20 protein-coding genes are annotated in these 22,156 nt (G+C 33.3%); all 20 read right to left on the bottom strand.

The window, feature by feature from the left end:
• The 20 genes from ACXAGJ_RS04650 to rfbB all read right to left on the bottom strand — a co-directional run bounded on the left by ACXAGJ_RS04650 (position 1) and on the right by rfbB (position 22,153).
• On the bottom strand, positions 1-1,347 hold the full coding sequence (locus tag ACXAGJ_RS04650) for an undecaprenyl-phosphate glucose phosphotransferase (RefSeq protein ID WP_474837567.1): 1,347 nt from the start codon (positions 1,345-1,347) through the stop codon (positions 1-3).
• Between the two features lie 11 nt (positions 1,348-1,358).
• Positions 1,359-2,336 (bottom strand): UDP-glucuronic acid decarboxylase family protein, encoded by a 978-nt coding sequence (locus ACXAGJ_RS04645; RefSeq protein WP_073315988.1) that lies wholly within the window; start codon positions 2,334-2,336, stop codon positions 1,359-1,361.
• Entirely contained in the window at positions 2,333-3,643 is a 1,311-nt protein-coding gene (locus tag ACXAGJ_RS04640) for a UDP-glucose dehydrogenase family protein (RefSeq protein WP_474837565.1), read from the bottom strand. Before ACXAGJ_RS04640 ends, ACXAGJ_RS04645 begins: the two co-directional genes overlap by 4 nt.
• Positions 3,640-4,383 (bottom strand): WecB/TagA/CpsF family glycosyltransferase, encoded by a 744-nt coding sequence (locus ACXAGJ_RS04635; RefSeq protein WP_474837563.1) that lies wholly within the window; start codon positions 4,381-4,383, stop codon positions 3,640-3,642. Before ACXAGJ_RS04635 ends, ACXAGJ_RS04640 begins: the two co-directional genes overlap by 4 nt.
• 1 nt (position 4,384) lies before the next feature.
• A complete protein-coding gene (locus tag ACXAGJ_RS04630) occupies positions 4,385-5,539 on the bottom strand; it encodes a delta-aminolevulinic acid dehydratase (RefSeq protein WP_474837561.1) in 1,155 nt (384 codons plus the stop codon).
• 50 nt (positions 5,540-5,589) lie between these two features.
• A complete protein-coding gene (locus tag ACXAGJ_RS04625; RefSeq protein ID WP_474837559.1) occupies positions 5,590-7,731 on the bottom strand; it encodes a bi-domain-containing oxidoreductase in 2,142 nt (713 codons plus the stop codon).
• Positions 7,706-8,728, bottom strand: coding sequence for a glycosyltransferase (locus ACXAGJ_RS04620; protein WP_474837557.1), 1,023 nt, complete (start codon positions 8,726-8,728; stop codon positions 7,706-7,708). The genes ACXAGJ_RS04625 and ACXAGJ_RS04620 overlap by 26 nt, the downstream gene beginning before the upstream one ends.
• Entirely contained in the window at positions 8,721-9,962 is a 1,242-nt protein-coding gene (locus tag ACXAGJ_RS04615; RefSeq protein WP_474837555.1) for an O-antigen ligase family protein, read from the bottom strand. The genes ACXAGJ_RS04620 and ACXAGJ_RS04615 overlap by 8 nt, the downstream gene beginning before the upstream one ends.
• Positions 9,946-10,527 (bottom strand): acyltransferase, encoded by a 582-nt coding sequence (locus tag ACXAGJ_RS04610; RefSeq protein WP_474837553.1) that lies wholly within the window; start codon positions 10,525-10,527, stop codon positions 9,946-9,948. Before ACXAGJ_RS04610 ends, ACXAGJ_RS04615 begins: the two co-directional genes overlap by 17 nt.
• The gene (locus ACXAGJ_RS04605) at positions 10,505-11,728 is read right to left on the bottom strand and encodes a hypothetical protein (protein WP_474837551.1); all 1,224 of its coding nucleotides are present in this window, start codon (positions 11,726-11,728) and stop codon (positions 10,505-10,507) included. The genes ACXAGJ_RS04610 and ACXAGJ_RS04605 overlap by 23 nt, the downstream gene beginning before the upstream one ends.
• A 23-nt stretch (positions 11,729-11,751) precedes the next feature.
• On the bottom strand, positions 11,752-12,702 hold the full coding sequence (locus ACXAGJ_RS04600; RefSeq protein ID WP_474837549.1) for a glycosyltransferase: 951 nt from the start codon (positions 12,700-12,702) through the stop codon (positions 11,752-11,754).
• A 10-nt stretch (positions 12,703-12,712) separates the two neighbouring features.
• Complete coding sequence (locus ACXAGJ_RS04595; protein ID WP_474837547.1) at positions 12,713-13,717, bottom strand: polysaccharide pyruvyl transferase family protein; 1,005 nt, start codon at positions 13,715-13,717, stop codon at positions 12,713-12,715.
• Between the two features lie 13 nt (positions 13,718-13,730).
• Positions 13,731-14,909 (bottom strand): hypothetical protein, encoded by a 1,179-nt coding sequence (locus ACXAGJ_RS04590; RefSeq protein WP_474837545.1) that lies wholly within the window; start codon positions 14,907-14,909, stop codon positions 13,731-13,733.
• Entirely contained in the window at positions 14,897-16,330 is a 1,434-nt protein-coding gene (locus ACXAGJ_RS04585; protein ID WP_474837543.1) for a lipopolysaccharide biosynthesis protein, read from the bottom strand. The genes ACXAGJ_RS04590 and ACXAGJ_RS04585 overlap by 13 nt, the downstream gene beginning before the upstream one ends.
• 199 nt (positions 16,331-16,529) lie before the next feature.
• Complete coding sequence (gene wecC, locus ACXAGJ_RS04580; RefSeq protein ID WP_474837541.1) at positions 16,530-17,744, bottom strand: UDP-N-acetyl-D-mannosamine dehydrogenase; 1,215 nt, start codon at positions 17,742-17,744, stop codon at positions 16,530-16,532.
• Positions 17,734-18,870 (bottom strand): non-hydrolyzing UDP-N-acetylglucosamine 2-epimerase, encoded by a 1,137-nt coding sequence (gene wecB, locus ACXAGJ_RS04575; RefSeq protein ID WP_474837539.1) that lies wholly within the window; start codon positions 18,868-18,870, stop codon positions 17,734-17,736. Before wecB ends, wecC begins: the two co-directional genes overlap by 11 nt.
• Positions 18,870-19,739, bottom strand: coding sequence for a dTDP-4-dehydrorhamnose reductase (gene rfbD / locus ACXAGJ_RS04570; protein WP_474837537.1), 870 nt, complete (start codon positions 19,737-19,739; stop codon positions 18,870-18,872). The genes wecB and rfbD overlap by 1 nt, the downstream gene beginning before the upstream one ends.
• Positions 19,729-20,280 (bottom strand): dTDP-4-dehydrorhamnose 3,5-epimerase, encoded by a 552-nt coding sequence (gene rfbC, locus ACXAGJ_RS04565; RefSeq protein ID WP_474837535.1) that lies wholly within the window; start codon positions 20,278-20,280, stop codon positions 19,729-19,731. Before rfbC ends, rfbD begins: the two co-directional genes overlap by 11 nt.
• Entirely contained in the window at positions 20,277-21,140 is an 864-nt protein-coding gene (gene rfbA / locus ACXAGJ_RS04560; protein WP_474837533.1) for a glucose-1-phosphate thymidylyltransferase RfbA, read from the bottom strand. Before rfbA ends, rfbC begins: the two co-directional genes overlap by 4 nt.
• The gene (rfbB, locus tag ACXAGJ_RS04555) at positions 21,137-22,153 is read right to left on the bottom strand and encodes a dTDP-glucose 4,6-dehydratase (protein ID WP_474837531.1); all 1,017 of its coding nucleotides are present in this window, start codon (positions 22,151-22,153) and stop codon (positions 21,137-21,139) included. The genes rfbA and rfbB overlap by 4 nt, the downstream gene beginning before the upstream one ends.
• Positions 22,154-22,156: the final 3 nt, after the last annotated feature.

Here is a 22,156-nt window from a genome sequence, read left to right as displayed (position 1 = left end):
TTAATAAGCTTTTTCCTCTCCTTTAATAGCATTAATAACCGTTAAAACCACAATTTTTATGTCTAATAATAATGACCAGTTTTCTACATAAAAGATATCGTATTTTACTCTATTAATAATATCTTTATTGGTTTCTATTTCGCCTCTAAAACCACTCACTTGAGCTAATCCAGTAATACCCGGTTTTACAAAGTGACGTACCATAAATTTATCAACCTTACTGGCAAATTCCTCATTGTGTTTTACCATATGTGGCCTTGGTCCAACTACCGACATATCTCCTTTCAAAACATTTATAAACTGCGGAAGTTCGTCAATACTTGTTCTGCGTATAAACTTTCCGACCCTTGTAACTCTTGAATCGCCTCTAGTAGCCTGATTAGCACTGTTACTTGGTTTCATTGACCTATATTTATAGCAATAAAATTCTCGATAATCCAATCCATTGCGTCTTTGCTTAAAAAAAACAGGTCCTCTGGATTCTAATTGAATTAGCAATGCAATTAAAGGGGTAAGCCAGGAAAGAATTCCAATTAATACTATCAAAGATAGCAGTATATCAAAAGCTCTTTTCGCAAATTTGTTTATAGAATCGTCCAGCGGAATTTCTCTAAAAGAAAGTACAGGAACATATCCGTAATAATTAAAAACTAACTTTTTGGTGAAAATATCTTTATTATCTGGAATAAATTTAAGAATTTTCAAGTTGTTATCTGTAAAGCTTACAAACTCTCGTAATTGCTTATTAGATAATTCTGCAACAGAACAATACACTTCGTCTATTTCATTTTCAAAAATATAGTTAAAGCAGTTTTCAAGATCAAACTCATCGGTCTTGACATCAAACTTTCTATGAAACTTGTAACCGAATTCAGGTCTGCTCCTAAAAATCTCTATAAGTTGATCTGTTTTTTTATTATTTCCAATAACGACTACTCTTCTAATGTTTCCACCAAATACTTTTCTATATCTAGACAACAAATACAGTAGTACAAATTTTGAAAACGTGACGATTACTATAACCGCTAAAAAGTATTTTCCTATTTCTAATCGACTAACTATGGGCTGTTTAAAAAACCCGATGAAAGCATATAGAATGAGACCAAAAATTAAAAATTGGCTTATGATCGACGCTAATATTTGAATTACCTTAGAAAATCGTTTTATATCGTAAAACTTATTCTTTATTGATAGAATAATCCATAATATAGATACATAAATAGAAAATAATAAACTCTGGTTTATATTGGTCTCAAAAAAGGATATGGTAACATTTAGTATGACTAAATCTACTAAACAAAAAAGTGGTTTTATATACCCTGAATATCTGCCTATTTTTGCATTCATCTAAAACTATATCATTTTTTTTGGAAATCTCTGTGCTCACTTCTTTGAAGTTCTTCTTTAGAGAGACTTTTAAAGTATGTTATGGTTTTTTTCATCCCATCATGCCTACTTACTCTTGGTTCCCAACCTAATATTTCTTTTGCTTTTGCAATATCTGGTTGTCTTTGAAGTGGATCATTAATTGGTAACGGTTTATATATTATTTTTTGATCAGTTTCGGTAAGTTTAATTATTTCCTCTGCGAAATCTTTTATAGTTATTTCATCTGGGTTTCCAATATTAACAGGGAAGACATAACTACTAAATAACAATCTATAAATTCCTTCTACCAGGTCATCAACATAACAAAAGGATCTGGTCTGCATCCCATCACCAAAAATAGTTAGGTCCTCACCTCTTAATGATTGACCTATAAATGCTGGCACAACTCTTCCATCATTTAAACGCATCCTTGGCCCATAAGTATTAAATATACGTACGATTCTTGTTTCTACACCATGGTAGGTATGATAGGCCATGGTTATCGATTCTTGAAAACGTTTTGCTTCATCATATACTCCTCTTGGTCCGATTGTATTTACATTTCCATAGTAATCTTCATTTTGAGGGTGTACCAAAGGATCTCCATACACTTCGCTGGTAGATGCAATCAAAATCCGAGCTTTCTTTTCTTTGGCTAAACCTAATAAATTATGAGTCCCTAACGATCCTACTTTTAAAGTCTGAATTGGAATTTTAAGATAATCTATCGGGCTTGCCGGAGAGGCAAAATGAAGAATGTAATCCAATTCTCCAGGGACATGTACAAACTTGGTAACATCATGATGATAAAAATCGAAGTTTTCTAGCTTAAAAAGATGTTCAATATTTTTTAAGTCTCCGGTTATCAAATTATCCATCCCGATAACATAAAACCCTTCATTAATAAATCGATCACATAAGTGCGATCCCAAAAAGCCAGCAGCCCCAGTAATTAAAACTCTTTTCATTTTATATCCTTTCTTCCTATTGAATAGTATGAAAACCCCTCTTTTTCTATATCATGGAGGTCATATAAATTTCTTCCATCAAAAATTACACTATTTTTCAAAAGCTCTCTAATTTTATTAAAATTAGGTGTTCTGAAAATACTCCACTCTGTACAAATCACAAGAGCATCCGCACCCTCTAGTACATCATACATTGAGTTTGCAAACTCAATTTTGTCACCCATTTTACGGGCAACATTATCCATAGCCTCTGGGTCAAAAGCCTTTACTTTTGCGCCATTGGCAAGCAACTCGTTAATCATATCTAATGCAGGTGCTTCCCTAATATCATCAGTTTCGGGTTTAAAAGCCAACCCCCATAAAGCGAAGGTTTTTCCTTTAATATTACTCTCGAAATATGAATTAATCTTAGGTAACAGTGCTAACTTCTGTTTTTTGTTAACCTTTAGTACAGCCTCCAAAATCTTAAAATCATAGTCCTCGTCCTTTCCAGATTTATGAAGTGCCTTTACATCCTTTGGAAAACAGGAACCGCCATAGCCTATACCGGGAAACAAAAATCGTTTTCCGATCCTCGAGTCAGTACCCATACCTATGCGCACCTTGTCAACATCTGCTCCTACTTTTTCGCAGTAATTAGCCACTTCATTCATAAAGGTTATCTTTGCAGCCAAAAAAGAATTTGCCGCATATTTGGTCAATTCGGCAGATTTCTCATCCATTATAATGATTGGGTTACCTGACCTTACAAAAGGTTTATATAATTTCTCCATGAGTTCTGTAGCTCTATCAGAACTAGACCCAATGACTATTCTTTCCGGTTTAAGAAAATCATCAACTGCAAAACCTTCCCTTAAAAATTCAGGATTAGAAACTACATCAAAATCTACCTTCGCATTCTTAGAAATTACCTCATGAACTTTTTCTGCGGTTCCAACCGGAACGGTACTTTTATCGACAATTACTTTATAATCAGTAATTAGTTGTCCTATTTCGTCTGCAACACCCAAAACATACCTCAGATCTGCTGATCCATCTTCATCTTCTGGGGTCGGAAGTGCCAAAAAGATAATATCACCATGATCCAGGCCTTCTTTCAATGAAGTTGTAAACTTCAATCTTTTTGCATTGATATTTCTTTCGAATAATACGTCCAAATGAGGTTCATAAATAGGTACTACACCTTTCCTCATATTCTCAATTTTATTGACGTCGATATCAACACAAATAACTTCGTTTCCAGTTTCAGCCAGACAGGTGCCCGTTACTAAACCTACATAACCCGTTCCTATAACCGATATTTTCATTTACTTCTATATCTTTCTTTAAGTACTAAAAGTACAAATTTCGTATTACCAACTAAATAGCGTTTCCACATTCTTCTTGGTTCTTGAATAAATCTATAAAACCATTCTAATCCAGATTTTTGCATCCAAAGAGGAGCTCTTTTCACTTTACCGGCTACTACATCAAAACTTCCTCCTACTCCCATAATGAAATTTACCTTTGACAAAATTTCTCTGTTCTGATAAAGAAAATTTTCTTTTGTGGGAGAACTAATTGCCACAAAAAGAATATTAGCTCCACTATCCGAGATTTGTTTTGCGATTGTTGTCTCATCTTCCTTATTGAAGTATCCATTGCGATAACCCGCTACAATTTCTGGAGAATACTTTTCAGAATAAATATCAACTACTTTCTTTACAACTTCCTCTTTTGCTCCGAAAAAAAATATTTTATATTGTTTTTCCTCTGCTTTGGAAACCAGATTTTGCATCAGATCAATTCCTGCTACTCTTTCTTTTAGTGGTTTTTTTAAAAATCTTGAAGCCCATACAACCGCTTGTCCATCTGCATTAATTAAATCACTGCTGTTCACACTTTCCCTTAGTTGGAGGTCACTTTGCATTGAAACAATTTTACCAGCGTTTACAACTACGTGATGAATTTGATTTCCTGTTTTGATAGTATCCTCTATCTCAGAAATCGTATCCTGCATAGACAAATTATCAATAACCGTATTAAGAATATATATTCTATTTTCCATGTTACTTTTTATAATAATAAGAGAACGCATAAAACATCCATGCCTGGGCCCATCTTATGTAAGGTATTTTGGAATTAAACAATTTCTTTTTTTGATAATAAAAATACCCCTTACCTGACTGCATATTATTAATAGTCCATTCTAAAACTCTATCCACTAAAGCAATATTCTCTTTGAGAACATCCAACTTACTTAACGTAACTACTAGTTGCGCAGGTGCATGAACATCTATTGGATATATCGAGTCGTTATAGTACTTTGAAATACCTTCTTCTGTAAAAAAAGTTTCCAAATAATACGTAAGTCCTTTGGTGATATGCTCTGAAAATGTATTATCTCCAGACATTTTTTGATAGGTATAAATACACTCCAGATTGTATCCCGTATGAAAATTATCCACCCACTGATGATAAGGCAAAGTACCATATGACCAAGCCCCGTTTTCTTTTTGAAAATTACACGCATATCTCACCGCTTTTTCTGCTTCATTCAACAAAGCTTTGTCCTGTGTATATTCGTATACCTGGCTTAAAAGCTTCGCTCCGAGTAATGAGGCATTGAAAACTTGAGTTTTATCTAATGGCGAATAGGAAAAAGAAAAATTTCCCTGGTCGTCATAGGTTCGATTCAAATCATTTAGAATAAATTTTGATGCATCTATGGCCGTATCCAGATAAACTTGATTCTTGGTAATCTTAAATGCATCAATGAGAGCGCTTGCGATAAAAGTAGTAGCCACCACTGTTGGAGTGCCTTTGGGTTGAAAAAACGCACGAGCTTGCCAATCAAAATTATACCCCCAACAAGCTCCAGAATACCCTGGGCTTTTTAACTCCAATAATTGATCCGAAAGTTTAATTATCTTCTGAAGATATTCTTCTTTAGGCTCCAAATTATAAAGGTTACAGTACCCTGTTACAAAAAGCCCCAATCCCTTTGGGTTATATCCCTTTTCTACGATCGTTACCCCTCTAAGATTAATCGGGTTTCTTTTAAACAGTTGAATCCAGGCAAGTCTAATAAACCTGCTTTTTGAAAACCCAGGAATTGCCTGAAAAACTTTACTGTTCAATCCATCATAAGGATCCCAACCTTTAAAGTTTTCTTTTTCACAATACGATTTTAGCTTTTCAAAACTATCTTTGAATTTATTCATTTCTAAAATTCTATCGAAGCTTTTTAATAATGAAATTTTAATAAAAATTACTATATCTCTTGTGGAAGTCCAGTTGCTATTGAATCTAATATCTTAAATGTAGTAAGCGTAGTTAAATATATCGACTCAAAAGAGATGGGAGCTTCTTGATCAGATGTTAAAGAATTAATGAAGGATTGTACTTCTTGTTTATGTCCTTTACCATCCAATTTTACCTTAATCGTTTTATTGTTTTTGTGAATTGTTCCATTTCTGAAATCATGAATTCGACCTATTTTCCCTCCAGAGAAAACTTCTATCAATTCTTTGGGTAAAGACTTATCCCCATTTCCTAAATACAGAAGGTTACCAATGGATCCATCTTCAAATGAAATGGTAATAGAAATATTGTCTTCGGGAGTTATCTTGTCATTTGAGGATTTTATACAATCAGCATATACTTTTACAGGTTTTGCATCTGTATAAAATTGCATTAGGTCAACAAAATGACACATTTCTCCAATTATTCTACCTCCACCTAAGTTTTTATTTTGCGTCCAGTGATCCTTTGGTATATGCCCAGCATTTACTCTGATATTTATTACCTTAGGTTCTCCGTTGTTTAAAAACTCTTCTTTTATCTTTACAGCAACTGGCGAAAATCTTCGATTAAAACCTACCATCAACTTTGCCTGGCCTGCTGCATATACTTCTTTCACTTCTTCAAGTTCTTCATAGTTCATTGCCAAAGGCTTTTCTACAAAAACATGTTTATTAGCTTTTAAAGCTTTAATCGTATAAGGAGCATGAGAATTATGGGGTGTCGCGATAAATACAGTATTAATTTCTGTATTATCGATAATATCATTTGCCTCAGAAGAGGCATTATTAAAAGAAAATTTTTGAGCAACATTCTTTGCAGTAATACCTTTGGTAGTTACTACAGTGTCTAGAGAAGCTCCATTATTCTTTGCATGTGGAATTAAATAACTTTGAGCAAAACTACCTGCTCCAATAAATCCAGCATTAATTTTTTGAACAGGGCTTGACTTGATATTTACTTTTGTAGTTGATTTCTCTTCGTTATCCGGATAAGACAATAAAATCCCTATATGAGGTTCTTCAACTTTTCCTAATACAATATCATAAGCTTTTTGCGCGTCACTAACATCAAAAGTATGTGTAATTAGGTTCTTTAATTTGACCGTGCCTTGCGAAATTAGGGTGAGAAAGGTTTCCATGTTACGCTGTTCTGTGTAACGCACATATGCGTACGGATAATCATTTCCATCTTCCTCATAACTTGTATCATATCTTCCAGGTCCGTACGAACAGGACATTCTCAGATCTAATTCTTTTCTATAAAAATCAGGATCTCTTGGCACATCCATCTTCACTGCTCCAACCACAATTACTTTCCCTTTTTTTCTACTTATTACTGCAGATAGTTCTATAGGATCATTGGTAGGTGCCGCCGCTGTAATGATAACACTATCAAAACCATGACCGTTTGTAAAATTGTCTATTGCGGTCAACAAATTGGAATCATTTCTTAGCAATGCTTGATCTGCCCCACTATCTTTTGCCAGGTCAATTAGTCCTTTTGATAAATCTGTACCAAATACTTCACATCCATTTGCTTTCAGTAACTGAACGGTTATCTGGCCCAATAATCCCAAACCAATCACGCAAACCTTATCTCCTAATCTTGGTTCTGCCTGTCTTACCCCTTGCAATGCAATTGCTCCTAAAGTCGTAAAGCTTGCTTCTTCAAAACTAACGTTATCAGGTATCTTTGCCACCAAATTTTGAGGAATACTAACTACTTCTGCATGTGACGCATAATCCTGTCCGGCGCATGCAACTCTATCTCCGGGTTTGAACCTGCTGTCGCTGTCCATTGAAGCAGCCACAACTCCCGAAGTGCTATATCCTAATGCCTTTAGTGAATCCAGTTTTGTTTTCACTTTATCAAGAGTAGCTTTGATTCCTTCCTTCTTAATATTTTGAAGTACCTGAGCTACCAGATCTGGTCGCTGTTTGGCTTTACCTATAAGGTTGGCCTTGGCTACTTTTACTGTTCCTCTTTCGGTTCCTGCGCTTATTAACGAGAATTTGTTTTCTACCAAAACCATTTTTTCTGCAATAGAAGGTTTTGGTACATCATCGACGTATAATTCTCCTGTTTTAAAATTCTGTATTACCTGTTTCATCCTTTAATATCTTTACATACATATCAATCAACTGATTGTGATATGTCAAATTTTCTTTTTTGCTTAAAATCTTATCTTTTGAAGTATTCATTACATAGCTTACGCTCTTTGATAAATCTTCAATATCATCATTTTTGAATAAAATAGTTCCTTTTGGCCTTTCACATACGTCGCTTGCAATAGCTGGAATACCTAAATCCATAGCCTCCTGAATAGAGACCCCATAGCCGTCAGACAAATTAGGTCTTAGAAGGAACTTACAATTCTTAACATAATCCACTAGGTTTTCATTAAAAACAACTTCTATGTTTTCGGTCACGTCATACTTTTGCATTAATTCTTCCAAGTACTCCACATCTGAATCTGATTGACTTCCAATCATAAAAAGCATGGTAAATTTATCTTTGTTTTCACTTAAAAACTGAAAGGTCAAAGGTACATTATATATTTCATTTGATAGCTTTTGATTGAACTTCCAAACGCTAAAAAGAAATATTTCTTTAGTACTACTAATTTTCTTGTCAGCAATCACTGTAGGAGGCACATACGCGGGTAAAAATATAGATGACACTCCCTTCTCATTTAAGTAGTCATTCAAGTTCTTTGATACCGAAATAAATGTTGTCTTTCTGGTAACCGCCAGCAAAAGCAATACCAAAGATCTTACAATTTTGTGATACCCTAGTATCCTCTCAGAATGGATGGTAACAAAAACCTTCTCTCTTCTGAATAGTGAAAACAGAGGATAGTATAAGAAGTGGAAGAAAAAAAATTGATGGAAATGAAACAATCCATATCTTTTGGTAAACAGTAGTTTTATATACCAAAAAAGGTTCTTTTTTGTAGCAAGCACATTTTTTTGTTCCTGATAGCCATGATTGTAGATCTGATATGGAATCTTACTTTCATTCAAAAAAGGTTCTATTCTCTTTACATGAACAGATATACCACCTAAAGGTGGTGGATAAGGCCCGAAAATAGCTAGTTCTTTATTCATGAGTTTTTGATAGTAAAAAGCAATAAAAAAATCCTACAAACATTATTCCTTGAGCTCTAAATAAAGTCTCTGTAACTGCAGTAGCTGCAACGATCAAAAAAAAGGAAAACAACACAAAATCTTTTCTTTTAATACCTTGATAAAGCAACATGAACACTATAGAAAGGAAACTTAAAAGCAATGGCAACCCACCCATCAAAAGGGATTCTAAATAAGTATTGTGCACATTATAGGTTCTTTCAAGAAAAATCGAATGTCCTTCTTGCTTATATTTTTGTAATAGTATTTTCTTGTTGGATCCAGTACCGTGCCCAAGAATTGGGTTATCCTTTATTAAATCCAAAGCATCTTGCCACAATAACAGTCTGCCTTGTTCCTCGGCTGTTTTATTTTTAATAAATTCTTTGTTGTTGTACTTATATTCATACTTGTACCCAAGGGTATATAAGACCCGTTCTTTAACGATAGGAATATTCCAAGCTACAATAAGTAAAAATAGGATGGATAACAAATACGTTAAAACCGTTTTGATAATTACTTCTTTAGATTTTGAGCTTAATACTTTTGTGATATAGAGCAGAGAAATCCCTAAAAAAACCACATAACCCATTCTACTTCCTGCTAGTAATACACCGACTATTTGTATCAATAATGTTATCCAGAACAGCCCCTTTTTTTTGAATAATAGATCTTTGTTAAAAACAACTAAGCTTAGAGATAATAGCGTGTACATGGAAACATAGGTAGGATGCTGATCAAAAATTTCCAGAAAATCAAACCTATAAAAAAAATACCAGTTAAAATGTCCGCCAGATAAAGAAAAAACAACTTGCCGATAAACAGCATTGATCAAACATACTACGTATAAAAGTGTTACTGCATGTATAAACACCTTTGAAACTAAATGACGTTGACTCTTTTCTAATGGTTTTATTGTCAAAAAAACCAGAGGAAGAACTAAATATGGAAGATGTCTATTTATAACTTTAAACCCTTCCTTAGGTACTTCGGAGTATGTCAATCCAAGCGCCAATAAAACAAAAAATAAGATTAATAACTGTACACTATTTGGCTTTACAACATTTTTGAAATCAAGGTCCTTAAAATTAATAAGCCAAGTAGCCAACAATGCCATTAACCCAATAGAGGCTGTTGCAATCGAAAACAAGTATCCTATTGCAGCAATAGAACATCCTATTGTAAGCAAATTTCTTCTGTTAAGAGTCAATCCCATATTCTTTATAAATACCTAAAATTTGATCTACCGTGTATTTGCTATCTACATTTGTTAGTACTTCTTGTAAATCTACGGTTGTAAACCTCCTTTTATATTTCTTTGCTGGTATTCCATATGCAATACAATAAGGAGGGATATAATGATTTACTATGGCTCCGCTCGAAACAACTGCTCCCTCGCATATGTATGCATTTGTAAGCATTGTTGTATTAGCTCCAATCCAAACACCATCTTCTAAAACAATTCTTTTGTCTACAACAGCTTTTTCTGGAGCAAAACGAATATGATTGTCTGTATACTCTAAATCGTGATCGCCTCCAAAAATTTTACAAAAAGGTCCAAACATTATGTGATTGCCTATTTCAACAGGAATATATTTGTTGGTTACAAAGTATCCATATGGACCAGAATAAAAATTATCTCCTATCCTAAAAAATTGTGGGTTTCTTAATTCTGAAGCGTATCCAAACTTAAAATTCTTTCCACAAAAATTTAGTTTCCATTTCAGGTACGGCCTATAGATAAATATGTTGTAGCACCTATGTATGAATTGAAGTATCATTGTCGTTTAATTTTAGGTTTAGTGCAGGATCATATAAAGCATTAGATCTATTGATATATATAGCTACAATTACAAAATACAATGCATTTACCGCCGAAGCAAAGAAGTGTCCTCCAAAAAAGGCCAAAAAGAAGTAAGAAAACATGAAAAACATTTGAAATGGCAGTTTATAACGCCCTGCAAAGATAAATTTCATTGTTAACAATAAGTAAATTATCGCTCCTAATAATCCAAAGAAGAAAAACAAATCCAAAAAATCCATTTCAAAAGCCTTTATATTTTGGTTTTGTCCACCCATCAAAAAATTAATAATATTCCAATCGCCAACTGTTCTTGTTATCTCGTTGTAAAATATAATATCTCTTCCAGAGAGCAACATTGTTGTTAATCCTACCCGTTCAGCTTGGCTTGAATAATATTGATAGATGGTTGTTTGAGGAAAAATGATCACGCCAATGATTATTCCTAGGACAATCACAATAAAAAAGTTCCTTAAGAAATTTTTATTAGCTCTAAAATGAAACAGGAATAAAAACACCAAAAAGATATAAATACCTTTGGTTCCTAGAAGGATAGCTCCTAAAATAGACAGTAAAAACAACAATCTTTCTTTTCGTCCCAACACAACAAATCTAACATAAGAGATCGTAACGCCAAGTACATAAAACAAGGTTGCTTCATTTCTTTTAGGAATCAACCCACTAAACCCAAATCTATCTCTAAAAGGGTACGATCTTACGATTTCTAGATCTAGCAAAAGACCTGCAATTGCTATAATAATATTAATGAGAAATAGGATATAAAAACAATAAACCAATTTCAAAAGCAAATCTTCCCTTTTACCAAAAACGTATTCTACTATTGGATAAATGAGTAACGCAAAAATATATTTGTTGAATATTTTGACATTTACTGCAAAATCTCCCATAGTTTGAGCCATTTTGGTTAATAGTGTGAATTGTCCTAGCAGAAAAACAACAAGTATAATAGCCAACCCTATATACAACTCTACAATTCGCTTGTTTGCTATGGATAAGGCAACAGCAATAAAAATAATTTCGAATACAAATCGTGCAAATATAGAAACCGACTGACCAGAACCATGCACATCTAAATATTTGTTGGTCGCATCTGCAATAAAAAACATGATCATTGCAAACAATATCAAATAATATAAACCTTTACTAAGTTTGATATCCAAAATTTAGAATTTAGAATTGTGTACTATTTGGTTCTTCTTTTATCCACATAATTATAAAGGTTGACTACAATAAAACTGGGTAAAAAAGTAACCATATAAAGAGCTAAAGTTGCTAGTTTAAAATGGTTTTTTAAAGATATTTTTAGATTTTTCCTTGATTTCTTCTTATTTACATTTTTCCACAAATACAATTTACCAAGATAGAGATGATATTTACTCTTTTTGAAATTTAAATTGGTATTACCGTGCTTTTTTATTTCAAAAAGCCTATCTCGATCTTCATCAGAGATGGATTCATTGACTAGTGTCCTTTGTCTAATCGCCAGATATTCTGACATAAACTCCTTATTCGACGTAATAGATGTAGAAACTAATCTATAGTGTAACAAAGGTTCTTGTAGACTATTTAAATCTCCGTATTTGAGCATTTTTTTAAACAGCAAATGATCTTCAAAATACTGTTTTATTTTTTCATAGTATCCTCCGCATTTTTGAGCAACATCGGTTCTATAAAAAACAGTAGGATGTGCAATAGGACACATCTGAAGTATATTTTCTCTTATTTGATCTGGACTCATTGTATTTACATAAGAAAATATGAGATCACCCTCTTCTTCCATGTAGGTAATACCACCCCCCAAAGCAACAATGTTAGGATTTTTTTCCATGTAATCAAACTGCTTTTCAAGTCGATTGGGAACACTAAAATCATCTGCATCCATTCTTGCAATGTACTTTCCTTTAGCAACAAATAATCCTGTATTCAGTGCAGCAGAAAGCCCTCCATTTTCTCTCTTTATATAGCGAATCCGGTCATCCTGATATTCTTGAATGATCTTTTCAGAGCTATCCGTTGATCCATCGTTTACGATTATAAATTCAAAATCTTTAAACGTTTGATTCAAAATACTATCGATAGCTTCTCGTAGATGTTTCTCACCGTTATACACCGACATTAGAACAGAAATATCCATAATACCCTCCCTACTTTTTGGATTTCAATTCCTTATAAATAACAATTGCCTCTTCTACATCTTTGGCAAAGTATGAGTCATTTACATTGCTCAACCAGGTTTCATAAAACCTCTTGTTTTTACCATAACTATTGTCAACAATTATCGACGGAATTCCTAATAGTAGAGAAAGAATATGTCCATGAAGTCTCGTAGTTATATTTAGATCATAACTACTCAAAAAATCAATTCCTATATCCACAAAATTATCTCTTTTACGATATGGTAGAAAACCAAAAGTCCTAAAAGAATCCAGACTTTCTTTATCATTGTTAAGAAGAGTTTCGGAAATTCTTCTATTAAGTCCAGTATATTTCTTCTTAATATATTCGAGAACATCCATATTGTATGTGGGCCAATCCTTTACTTCAAAATCCGAAAATTGTTTCTCATCTATCTCAGAAGCTAATTCTTTATCAATACGTTTTAAAATAAGATCTTTAGATTTTGTCGTCTTCACCTTTTTTTCTAATGAAGATGAAAAAGCCATATCCGGCACCATCAAGATTTTACAAGAATTAAAATGCTCATTTAATAATTCATAAGAAAATGAGTCTCTAGCGCAAATAGTGATGTTACCATGATTATTGAATATTTTGGCTGCTTCTACCAGTTTGCTTTTGTCCCCAAATTGAACGGATTGTGGGAAAATAATAATTCTATTTTCTGGGTAATCTTTTATGATTTTTTCTCTGAATTTTTGATGTAAAACCCAAACATCGCCAAAATTACCTCCACCATGTAACAAGATAATAGTGTCTTTATCAATTTTTGGATTTCTATGATATCCCAATGAAGATATAAACAAACAATTATGAGGAATTTGCTTTAAAAAATCATGCTCTCCTCTCCATATTAATTGATCTCCAATATTCCTATGTTCAGGTACATCGAATAGAACATAGTCATTATCTATAAGTTCAAATAGATTATCTTTTATATAATCCTTTAAATCTAAAATGTTATTTATTTCCATACTGAAAATCTATTTATTTTTTTGTGGAATAATACAGTTGTTTAAGTTTTGAAAATGCCTTAGTACTTAAATTCCTCTTTATGCTGGATTTTAAGAACCTTTTTAATGAATAGAAAAAGCTATCTTTTAGAGATTTTTGTAGTGCTTTTTTTAATTCTAAATTGCCTCCTTTTTCCTCGATCGCATCTAAATTTTCATTCACAAAATTTCTCGAAGCATCGTGTTGTAAATTAAATTTACTTAATTGTTTTAAGTCTAAATCGTGATTAAATACTGAGGTTTTATGCAATGCATTATTTACTTTTAGATTAATCATTGTACGTATGCACTTTTCACATTTGCCACAGTTATACTCACTATTAGGATTCTTATAGCAAACTCTAAGGTTTTTCAATGCTACATCGTAATTGGCAATCAATTCTACCTTTTTTACGCGGGTAGCCTCGCATCCATCATGAACAAACTCAAGGGACTCTGTGCTCCATAAATAATCCAACAGTGGATGTGTTCCCCAAGGACCAAACAAATCGTTATAATGCCAAGAAGCTGGAATAAATATTTTTTTAAAATGTCCGGATAACAAATGCCCCATTGATGCCAAAGCATTTCCGTGTCCATATTCACCCCATTTCAGATAAGAGTTAATCAACTCTCTTACATTACTTTCAAGTTCTATTACATTAACATTCAATTCGGCAGCAATGGCTCTAATCCTCGAAGATACTTTGTCTCTTAGCTCCTTGTCCTCCAACTTGATATCCAAACCATGTACAAATATTACATCAGTTATTTCATCTTTATTTTTTAACAAGGTATAAAAAGAATCAACTCCACCCGTAAAAAAAGTACCTATGCGTTTTGCTTTATTTTCTCTTTTTACAATGTTAGTACATTGCAGTTGAATTGGTTTAAAAGTTTTGTCCCAGCTGTTGTATATCTCCTGAATTGTTTGTAGGTTTTTTACAAATTTTTCACTTATCGCATCACTAACCTTAACTTCTTCTACTGTTTCTTTCATATAGGGAAGCAAGGATAATATTACGTTCGTTTCAACATTATCGCTTAACTCTACATCACCAAAAACAACTTCATTATAAATTTCAAACTTTTTACCATTAATGTCAAAGTCTGTTGTTGTTTTTTTATTGGTTAATAAGATTGGACTTTTAATTTCAATTCCTAACTTTTCCATTTCTCTTTTAAAAGTTTATACTGGGTTTTTACAAATTTAGGCATAACGATATAGCTTAAAACAGGGAAAATCATTACCCCAGAAAAAATTTGGACGATCAAAGTAATACGTATGTCATCCAAACTTATATACTTCACCAAAAAATACATTATTATGGATATAATCAAAATTGGTGCAACTATCTTTACTTGTTGTAATATACCAAATTTAAACAGCTTCCCTGGGTGATATGCATTAACGAAAAAAGAAAACACAGAAAATACTATTTGACCTATTGCAACTTGTTCCAAACCGTTGGGTATAGTTAAAATCAAAATCAAAATATTCACAGGTAACTTAAACAAATTGATTTTTAAAAATAGATCTGACCTTTTGTTTGCGTTCAGAATCGCCACGTTGAGCCACAAAATAGGCGAAAGAGATAGTGCAAAACTTAGGTATTCCATTAAAGGAATTATTGGTAACCATTCATCAGAAAGAAACACCTTTACAAAATTTTCTGAAACTCCGGCCAAACCAAATAAGCATGGTATCGAAATTAAGGCAGTAATTTCAAAAACCCTTTTATAAATCTTTATCATTCTTTCCTTGTCATCTTTTACCGAAGAAAGAACTGGAAATGTTACTCCTTGAAGAGTTGATCCTATTATAGAAACCAATTTATTGGTATAGTTTTGCGCCTGAGTAAAATACCCTACCTGAGTTGCATTAAAATATCTACCAATTAATAAAATATAGAGGTTATTTACGGTTCTGGTAATAAATACAGAAAGGGTAAATTTTAATCCAAAAGCTAATAGATCATTTATCGATTGTTTGGATATTAATAACTGAGGGATCCACTTGGAAACAGCAAAAAAGAGAACCGCCATTAATGCAGATCTTGATAGATGCAAGCCTATTAAAGACCAATACGAAAAATCATTGTTTACCATATAAATGGCTACTCCCAAACTAATAATGCTCACTACAATTTTTATAATTGTAATAGATTTAAAGTTTAAATCGATGATCATTTTTGTTTGAGGCACTATCCACAAAGAATCCAATATTATTGTTATAAACAATACTTTTGAAAGTAATTCCAGCTTGGGTTCTGTATAGAAATCGGCGATTAAGGAAGAACAAAAAAACAGCACCAGGTACAGAAAAACCGCAATAATTATGTTTAAATAAAAAACAGTAGAAAAATCCTCTTTGGTAGAATTCTTCGATTTTTGAATCAATCCACTACTAAATCCCGAATCAATAAATATTTGAGTAAAAATAGTGAATACACTAAGCATACCTATTAATCCAAAATCTGAAGGTGTAAGAATATTGGCTAAATAAATATAGACTATAAATGGGAAAAGTTGATTGACACATTTGTCAATAAACACCCAAGCAAATCCCTTTATAGCTTTCTTTTTAAGACTCATAAAATTAACGGAATCTAATTACTGCTCTTTAAAAAATACCTGCAAATTCCTACTTCCGAAAGCACGGTTCACACAGGTATCAAAATTCATGAAAAGCTAGAGATTAGGGAATTTATCTTTTTTAAAGTTCTTCTGTAGGTCAGTTGCATCTTATAATATAGTATTGTATTGTTCTTTTAAAAGATAAGCCTAAAGCTTCTTATTTCCTCACTCCACAAAAATCCAGTACTACCTTATCGTCTGCAATATTCAAGCCTTTGAACTCATCATGCGCAACCAAAAACACTATTATATCTGCTTTTTCTACTGCTTCTTGATAGTCTGTTAACTTAAATATGTTATGGGATTCAATATTTGGCTCTACTATATAGTACTCTTCGTTATTGGCATTTTGCAGTACTTTTTGAGCAATATATTTTGCCGGAGATTCTCTTAAGTCATCAATATTTGGTTTAAAAGCAAGGCCCATTAAAGCAATTCTTGGCTTTTTACCATTTTTTAGTTCAAATTCAAGTTTTGCATTTTTAACCTTCTCGGCACACCAAAATGATTTGTAATTATTGATCTCTCTTGCTTTTCCTATAATTTGAGATTCCATTGGGTAATCTGCTACTATAAAATAAGGATCTACCGCGATACAATGACCTCCTACTCCACAACCAGGTTGTAAGATATTCACTCTTGGGTGCTTATTAGCCAATTGTATCAATTCCCAGACATTGATGTCTGCTTTATCACAGATTAGAGATAATTCATTGGCAAATGCAATTTGAACATCTCTAGAAGAGTTTTCTACCAGTTTACACATCTCTGCAGTTCTAGCATTTGTTTTGTGCAAATCCCCTTTAATAAACTGGCGATAAAAATCAGCAGCTTTATCCGTAGATTTCTGATCAATCCCTCCTATTACTCTATCATTATGCACAAGCTCATACATCACATTACCCGGAAGAACTCGTTCTGGGCAGTATGCTACGTATAATTTATCTTTTAACTCTGGACGTTCACCATAAATTAGATCCAGCATTTTTTCGGTAGTTCCAATAGGAGAAGTAGATTCTATGATATATAAATCCCCTTCTTTTAACAACGGAATAATTCCTTTGGTTGCTGATTCTACAAAAGAAATATCAGGCTCATTTTTACCCTTGAAAGGTGTTGGAACCACGATGAGATAAGTGTCGGCTTCTACAGGAGTAACAGAGGCTTTTAAATACCCTCCTTTTACAGCGTTTTCTACTGCTTGATCCAATTCAGGTTCGATAATATGGATCTTTCCATTATTTACAGTTTCTACAACTTTTGGATTGATATCAACCCCATGAACATATGTTTTATTTTGAGCAATTAATGCGGCTGTTGGGAGTCCAATATATCCCAACCCGATCATTACTACCCCTGGCTTAGTGTCCATAATCAGTACTTTTTATGTATTCAACAATTCGCTGGCAGGCTTTTCCATCTCCATATGGATTGTGAAGTTTACTCATGCTTTCGTAGGATTTGCTATCCTTTAAAAGCCTCTGAGCTTCAGCAACTATTTTCTCTTTATCTGTTCCTACCAAAATTACTGTGCCTGCTTCAACTGCTTCAGGCCTTTCTGTTGTGTTTCTCATTACCAATACAGGTTTCCCTAAACTTGGAGCTTCTTCTTGAACACCACCACTATCTGTAATAATTAGATACGATTGATTCATTAACCATACAAAAGCTGGATATGATTGTGGTGCTATTAATTGAATGTTTTCGACCGTATCCAGAAGCTGATAAACCGGTTTCTGGACATTAGGGTTCAAATGCACTGGATAGATAATTTGAGTGTCAGGATTCAATAGTGCAATTTCCTTTAAAGCCTCGCAAATTCTTATAAATCCTTCTCCGTGGTTTTCTCGTCGGTGTCCTGTAACTAAAATTAGCTTCTTTTGATTGTCAATGATTTTCTTAAGCTCGTTAACTTCGTTATCCTCAAAATCATTGGAGTTTACTTTTTCTACACTGAACTTTAAGGCATCTATAACTGTATTTCCTGTTATCAGTATCGTATCTTCTGACTTATTTTCATTAATCAGATTTTGTTTCGAAGTTTCGGTTGGAGAAAAGTGAATGTCTGAGATTACTCCAGTTACGGATCTATTCATTTCTTCTGGAAATGGAGATTGCATATTAAATGTTCGTAAACCCGCTTCTACATGACAAACTTTTGCTCCGGAATAAAAAGCTGCAATACTCGAAGCCATAGTCGTCGTGGTATCGCCATGCACAAATACAAAGTCAGGACTGAAATTCTCCAAAACATCTTTCATCCCAGTGATAATATCAGAAGTAAGTGTGTACAGGTTTTGATTTGGTTTCATAAGATTCAAATCAAAATCAGGAACAATATCAAAAAATGCTAAAACCTGGTCTAGCATTTCTCTGTGTTGGGCAGTAATACAAACCCTTGTGTCAAAAATATCTTTATGTTTTTGGAATTCTTTTACTAAAGGAGCCATTTTGATTGCTTCAGGCCTTGTTCCAAAAACGATTAAGTTTTTTTTCATTAGTTAATCGAATGTAAATTTCTTAACGAATCTTTCCAGTGCAAAATGGTATTTTTCAAAACTTTAATGGTTTTCTCTTTGCTTAAAACACCATATTTTGGTCTGACTGCAAAAGTAGGGTAATTATCTGTTTTTTCTAGTTTTATCTCACTAAGTTTTCCTGAAGCTCTTAAAATCTCTTTTGCAAAATCATGCCATGTAGCTTCACCGAGATTACTGTAATGATAAAGACCGTAATCTGAGGAATTTGAAGACACTATTTCAAGAATAAATTTGGCTAAATCATGAGCATTTGTAGGAGTTCCTGTTTCTGAGGCAGTAATAGTAAGTTGCTTTTCTGTTCTAGATTTTTTCAAGATTGTTTTGAAAAAATTATGCCCATACTTTGAATATAGCCATGAAGTTCGAATGATAAAATATTTATCCAGTATCTTCAGAATTTGTTTTTCACCTTCAAGCTTGGATTTTCCATATTCGTTGATTGGATTAGGAAGGTCCTCTTCGGTATATGGTGTCTCTTTTTTTCCATCAAAAACATAATCGGTAGAAATATGAATCAACGTCGCATCATTTTTTTTACAAGCTTCGGCTATATTTTTGACACCAATAGCATTTACCATAAATGCTTTCTTTGACTCTTTTTCTGCAAGCTCAACATTGGTGTAGGCGGCGCAGTTAATCACTATATCATAAGAAACTTTATCAAAGTAATCCTCTATTTCTTTTGTATTGCTAATATCTAGTTCTTCGGAACTAGTGAAATCAAAGTGGAAATCAGGATACTGATCTTTTATATCAAACAAGCACTGTGCCAGTTGGCTTTTGGATCCTGTTATTAAAACGTTCTTTCTTTCTGAATTATAATTCATTTAATAGCTTCTTAAAAGAAGGTAGTTCTTTGTCCTTGTCGGATAAAATAATTTCACTCTTATCCCATTTCCAATCGATACCGAGATCTGCATCATCAAATCTTATGCCTGACTCTGATTCTTTATGATAATAGTTATCACATTTGTATGAGAAAATAGAACTTTCACTTAAGGTTAAAAAACCATGTGCAAAACCTCTGGGAATATACAATTGATAATTATTTTTTTCATTTAATATCACTGAAAAGGACTGCTTAAAGGTCTTCGAATCTTTTCTAAGATCTACCACAACATCTAACACTTCTCCTCTAACTACTCTCACCAACTTGGCTTGGGCAAAATCTCCTTTTTGAAAATGAAGCCCTCTTAGAACTCCTTTTGTCGAAAAGGATTGATTATCTTGAATAAAATCGACATCAACTCCTGTTTTCTCGACAAATTCTTGTTGATTAAAACTCTCAAAAAAATAACCTCTATTATCCTTATAAACTCCTGGTTCGACAATAAAACACCCTTCTAAAAAAGTAGGTTTTACATTCATCTCTGATCTAATTGTAGTAAGTACTTGCCATATCCACTTTTTATAAGTGGTTGTGCTAAATTATGTAGTTGTTCTTTGGAAATAAATCCTTTTTTATAAGCCATTTCTTCTATGGCTCCAATTTTTAATCCTTGTCTTTCTTCTATGACTTGTACAAATTGAGAAGCTTGCATTAATGATTGAAATGTGCCGGTGTCCAGCCATGCAGTTCCTTTGTCCAATATGCTTACTTTTAATTTCCCCTTCTTTAAGTACGCATTATTAACATCGGTTATTTCCAATTCTCCTCTTGCACTCGGTGTAATTGCTTTTGCGATTTCTACTACCTCATTGTCGTAGAAATATATTCCAGGTACTACGTAATTTGATTTTGGTTGCTTTGGTTTTTCTTCAATAGAAATTGCGTGACCGCTTTTGTCAAACTCTACTACACCATAGCGTTCTGGATCTTGTACATGATAAGCGTAAATAATTCCTCCATCAGGATTATTATTGCTCTCTAAAAGATCTTCAAGGCCAGACCCATAGAAAATATTATCTCCCAAGATTAGGGCTGCCTTATCCTCACCAATAAAATCTTCTCCTATGATAAACGCTTCGGCTAATCCGTTGGGTTGTTCTTGTGAGGCGTATTCAAATCTACATCCGTATTGCGTTCCATTACCTAATAATTTTTCAAAAAGAGGCAAATCTTCAGGTGTAGAAATGATTAAAATTTCCTGAATACCAGCACTCATCAATGTAGAAAGTGGATAATATATCATCGGTTTGTCATACACTGGCATTAATTGTTTACTAACTGCTAGTGTAAGCGGATGCAATCTTGTTCCAGAACCTCCTGCTAGTATTATTCCTTTCATTTGCTATACTTATTAATATACCATCTTATTGTTTTCTGAATACCGGACTCAAAGTTTTCTTCTGCTTTCCAACCTAATTTGCTTTCAATTTTGGTAGCGTCAATTGCATATCTGAAATCATGTCCTGGGCGATCTTTTACAAATGTAATTAGTTCTTGATAAGATGTTGAATTCTTTCTAGGTCTTAACTCATCAAGTACCTTACATATTGTTTTGGCAATATATAAGTTATTTCTTTCATTTTTACCTCCAATATTATAGGTTTCTCCACTTTTTCCGTTAAAAAAAGCAAGTTCAATACCTTTGCAATGATCTAATACGTATAGCCAATCCCTAATATTCTTACCCTCACCGTAAATCGGAATTGGACGTTCAGCAAGTGCATTTCTTATAATTGTAGGGATCAATTTTTCATCATGTTGTTTAGGTCCATAATTATTTGAGCAATTGGTCGTAACGACATTCATCCCATAAGTATGAAAATAACTTCTTACGATAAAGTCAGAAGAAGCTTTTGAAGCGCTATACGGACTATTGGGCGCATAGGGTGTAGATTCTTCAAAAAGACCTGTGTCACCTAGACTTCCATATACCTCATCGGTAGAAATATGATGAAAACGGCTTCCTGTATACTCTTTTTTGTAGGTATTGGGAGATTTCATCCAGTAATTCCTGGCTACATCAAGAAGAACAAATGTACCAAAGACATTTGTGTTAATAAATTCATCCGGACTTACGATAGAATTATCGACATGGGATTCTGCAGCAAAATGTATTACTCCTTTGACATCATATCGCTCAAAAACATCTTGTATCAGCTCTCTGTCGCATATGTCTCCTTTTATGAATGTGTAATTTTTTGCTTCTGCAACTTCAGAAAGGTTTTCTACCGTTCCTGCATAGGTAAGTTTATCTACATTAACTACATGGAAGTCGGGATACATCTTTATCAAATAAGGAATAAAATTAGATCCTATAAACCCGGCTCCACCAGTAATTAAAATGTTTTTCATAAT

It is taken from the genome of Aquimarina sp. AWH4_224 (genome assembly GCF_056160245.1).
This window is presented reverse-complemented; position numbering and strand designations above follow the sequence as displayed.